Source organism: Pseudomonas sp. P5_A2_2 (assembly GCF_054177685.1).
Genome location: NZ_JBGCUL010000928.1, coordinates 1 through 1720 on the forward strand (window position 1 = coordinate 1; position 1720 = coordinate 1720).

A 1720-nucleotide genomic window follows, 5' to 3' on the forward strand; every position below is an offset into this window, starting at 1 on the left:
GCCATGGGGCGGCCCCGCGACTCGCGCGATCGCGGCATTGGGCCTCGATGCGGGTAAATACTTCGTGCCCTTGCTACCGACCATGATTGGTGGTGCGATGTGGGTAGTCTTTACCGCGTTTTTGCTGGGCCGTGCCGAGCGTAAGCGTATCGGCAATGTTCAGCYGCAAAGTGGTGGCGGCGATTGCTACATCGAGGCGATTCTTGAGGACACACCGCACAAGCGTCCCAAGCTTGCGTACATCAACCTGCTACTCGTAGCTGCAGTGATGGCGGCTCTCGTGATGGGGCTGATGCACTCCGCGATTCTGTTCCTGATCGGCTTCGTTCTGGCGCTGATGATCAACTATCCACAATTGGACATTCAGAAAGAACGCATCCTTGCCCATTCGGGCAACGCCATAACCGTCGTGTTACTGGTGTTCGCAGCCGGGATTTTTGCCGGGATTTTTTCTGGTACAAAAATGGTCGACGCCTTGGCCCAAACCCTCGTCGACTGGATTCCGCCGTCCTGGGGGCACCTGTTCCCACTGGTCGTTGCGATCACCAGCATGCCGCTGACTTTCGTGCTGTCTAACGACGCCTACTATTTTGGCGTATTGCCGATCCTGGCCAATGCGGCCGCAGCTTATGGCATTGATCCCGTGGAGATCGCCCGGGCGTCTATTCTCGGACAGCCTGTACACCTGATGAGCCCACTGGTCGCTTCTACTCTGTTGCTGGTGGGAATGGTCGACCGCGATATTGGCGACTTCCAGAAAGCCACCGTCAAATGGGCGGTGCTCACCTCCCTGGTGGTTACTGCACTGGCCTTGTTAACCGGGGCAATCAGCCTGTTCACCTGATTCACCCAAATCTTATGCCGTCTTCCAACGAGCCTCACTAGCGAGGCGCGCGCTGTCCTGCACTCTAAATAACAACAATGAGTAATTTGCCATGAGTTTTTTGCATTCCCGTCAGGCTTTGTTTTGCGTTTTAGGTTTGTTGCCAATGGCCGGTGCCAGCGCCGAAGGCTTTATCGATGACAGCAAACTTAAACTGCAACTACGAAATGTGTATTTCAATGAAAACTTTCGTGACGAGCACGGCATGAGCGCACGAGCAGCGAGAACCGCAAAAAGTGAGCGAACTGAGTGGGCTCAAGGATTCTTGCTGGACTATCAGTCAGGATTTACACAAGGGACGATGGGGTTTGGCATTGATGCCCTTGGTCTGTTTGGGGTCAAGCTCGACTCAGGCCGTGGCCGTAGCGGTACCGGACTATTGCCGGTTCATGATGACGGTCGGGCGGCCGACGAGTTTGCCAGTGCCGGTGTTACAGCAAAAGCACGGCTTGCAAAGACCACCGTCAAATACGGCACCTTGCTGCCCAAGACCCCTGTGCTGATTTACAACGATGCGAGATTGTTGCCACAGACCTATCAAGGCACCCAAATAAGCAGCAGCGACATAGAAAACCTTACCGTCACCGGAGGATACCTGGACCGTTTCAAACTCCGGGACTCTACCGACAGCATGCCGATCGTACCTGACGGTTTCAGTGGGGATAAATCAGGAGATTTCAGCTACGCCGGTGCCGAATATAAATTGGGCAAGGACCTCCGTCTGAGCTATTTCTATGGCGAGCTCGATAACTTTTATCGCCAGAACTTCGCAGGCATCCAACACGACTTGCCCTTGGCCGGTGGAGTGCTCACCAGTGACTTGCGCTACTTCCATAG

2 protein-coding genes are annotated in these 1720 nt (G+C 54.6%); both read left to right on the top strand.

Annotated elements, in window-relative coordinates; all coding sequences use genetic code 11:
* Positions 1-844, top strand: an 844-nt coding sequence (locus ACXRVY_RS27420; protein WP_458238772.1) for a citrate:proton symporter, incomplete at its 5' end; no start/stop codon positions are given.
* 91 nt (positions 845-935) lie between these two features.
* On the top strand, positions 936-1720 hold a 785-nt coding region (locus ACXRVY_RS27425; RefSeq protein ID WP_458238773.1), incomplete at its 3' end, for an OprD family outer membrane porin.